This window comes from Kitasatospora sp. NPDC057198 (genome assembly GCF_042670125.1).
In the GTDB taxonomy this organism is placed as follows: domain Bacteria; phylum Actinomycetota; class Actinomycetes; order Streptomycetales; family Streptomycetaceae; genus Kitasatospora.
Map to the genome: position 1 here is coordinate 1 of NZ_JBHUWH010000794.1, position 1,969 is coordinate 1,969.

Below are 1,969 nucleotides of genomic sequence, written 5' to 3' on the forward strand. Positions count from 1 at the left end.
CACGTTGACCGGGATGTGCACGGGGATCTGGATCACGTTGCCGGAGAGGACGCCGGGCGAGCCGACGGCCACGCCCTGGGCGCCGGCGGAGGCGGAGGCCGCTCCGGCGGTGCCCAGCACGGCGGTGGCGGCCAGCGCGACGACGGCGAAGTACTTGCGGCTACGGGACATGTCGGCTCCTCGGGTCGAAAGGGTGCCGCCCCGGGCGGGGCGGCACCGGTGGTTCGGGGTGCTCGTGCGGGCGGCGTGGTCGCGGGGCGTCGCTTCACCCCATCGGGTGCCTCCCGGGACGGGGCCGAGCGGACGGCGTGCGTCGGGTCGGCCGAGACGTAACTGTCCCCCGGGGGCGCCGCGGACGCTCCATCGACGCGGCGCTCCCACCCGTGCGGCCCAGCCCGGCCACCCGTCCGGAGGACTCGGCCGGGCGCTCGGCCTGGGGCTCGGCCGGGCGCTCGACCGGAGGGCTCAGCCGGGGGCTCAGCCGGCGCTGTCGGCCCGGAGCCGGACCTGCTCCTCCAGTCGGGCCAGGCTCTCGTCCAGTTCCCGTTCGACCGTCTCCCGCGGGGGCGCGGAGTCCTCGTCGAAGAAGGAGAGGTGGACGGTCACCTGGCTGGTCCCGGCGTCCAGTCCGGCCACCTGGAGCCAGCCGGCGTAGTGCCCGTCGTCGCGGGTCCCCCATTCCATCCGCAGCTGTTCGCGCCGGGTGCGCAGCAGCGCGCGCTCGTCCGTGCCGCCGCGGTCCCCGTGCACGGTCGCCGCGGGCGGGTCGTCGACCCGGACGTGCAGGCTCCGGGGCATCCAGGCGTCGAGCCGTCCCGGCCCGGTCGCCTCGTCGAAGACCGGTTCCGGGAGGGCCGGCATGGTGCGGGTGCGTTCGTACTCGGTCATCCGCTGTTCCTTCCGTTGCTCGGCCGCGCCCGCGTCGGGCGGGCGGGGCGCGGGCGGCTGGGCCGCTCAGTCGGGGGGCTCGTCCCCGCCCTCGGCCTCGGTGGTGTCCGCTGCCGTGCGGTTCTGCTCGGAGGTCGGTCCCTCGGTGGGGTCGCGGCCCTCCTCGTCGGCGACGGGGCCGGTGTCGGGTGCCTCCGTCCCGGGCCGGGGCGGCAGGTCGGGTGTCTTGGGCTTGCGGTCGGGGTCGGGGTCGGGATCGGTCATCGCGGGCTCCTCGTCCTCCTCCGGGTCCACCGGTTCTTCCGGCTCTCCGCGCGGATGCCCGGTCGGGGGCGGCGTACGCACGCGCCCGGCAGGCGGTTCGCACCCCGGCGGACGGCGTTTCGCCGCACGGCGGCCGGGGCAGGCGCGCGACCCCGGCCAGGCGGACGCGGGACGGGCACGGGCGGACACGGAACGGATGGTGGCGGATGGCGGCGGAGGGCGGGGACGGCCCGGCGGGCGGTGGGTGCGTCGTGGTGGTCGGCCAGATCGGGCGGGACCTGGTGCTGCGGACGGACGGTCTGCCGCCGGCCGGCGGGTCGGTCGACGTCGGGGAGCGGTGGGAGGGGCTCGGCGGCAAGGGCGCCAACCAGGCCGTCGGCCTGGCGCAGCTGGGCGTGCCGGTGCGCCTGGTCGGGGTGGTGGGCGAGGACCGGGCGGGCGACGAGGTGCTGCGCCGGGCGGACCGGGACGGGATCGGGACGGCGGCGGTCGTCCGGCGCGGGCGGACCGCCCTGCTGGTGGACGTGGTCGACGCGCCGGGCAGTCGCCGCCTGCTGGAGGACGTCCCGCCGGAGGGCCTGGTGAGCGTCGCGGACGTGGAACGGGCCCGGTCGGCCTTCGCCGGCGCCGACACCGTCTCCCTTCAGCTCCAGCAGCCCGCGGCGACGGTGCTGGCCGCCGCCCGCCTGGCCCGGCGGCGGGGGGCGCGCGTGGTGGCGGACGGCGCGCCCGGCCCGGCCGCCCACGGCGAACTGCTGGGCCTGGTCGACGTGCTGCGCGCCGACGCCGCCGAGGCGGAACTGCTCGCGGACGGGCG

At 78.4% G+C, this 1,969-nt stretch carries 4 protein-coding genes; 1 reads left to right on the plus strand and 3 read right to left on the minus strand.

Annotation, left to right across the window (positions count from 1 at the left end; genetic code table 11):
- The 3 genes from ACFUEL_RS39065 to ACFUEL_RS39075 form a co-directional block, all read right to left on the minus strand.
- A partial coding sequence (locus ACFUEL_RS39065) for a chaplin (RefSeq protein WP_380242879.1) occupies positions 1-171 on the minus strand: 171 nt, incomplete at its 3' end.
- A gap of 306 nt (positions 172-477) precedes the next feature.
- A complete protein-coding gene (locus ACFUEL_RS39070) occupies positions 478-888 on the minus strand; it encodes an SRPBCC family protein (protein ID WP_380242873.1) in 411 nt (136 codons plus the stop codon).
- A 66-nt stretch (positions 889-954) separates the two neighbouring features.
- A complete protein-coding gene (locus tag ACFUEL_RS39075) occupies positions 955-1,152 on the minus strand; it encodes a hypothetical protein (protein WP_380242875.1) in 198 nt (65 codons plus the stop codon).
- A gap of 206 nt (positions 1,153-1,358) precedes the next feature.
- Between ACFUEL_RS39075 and ACFUEL_RS39080 the strand changes: the two genes are divergently transcribed.
- Positions 1,359-1,969 (plus strand): PfkB family carbohydrate kinase (locus tag ACFUEL_RS39080; protein WP_380242877.1); only part of this gene is annotated, 611 nt, incomplete at its 3' end.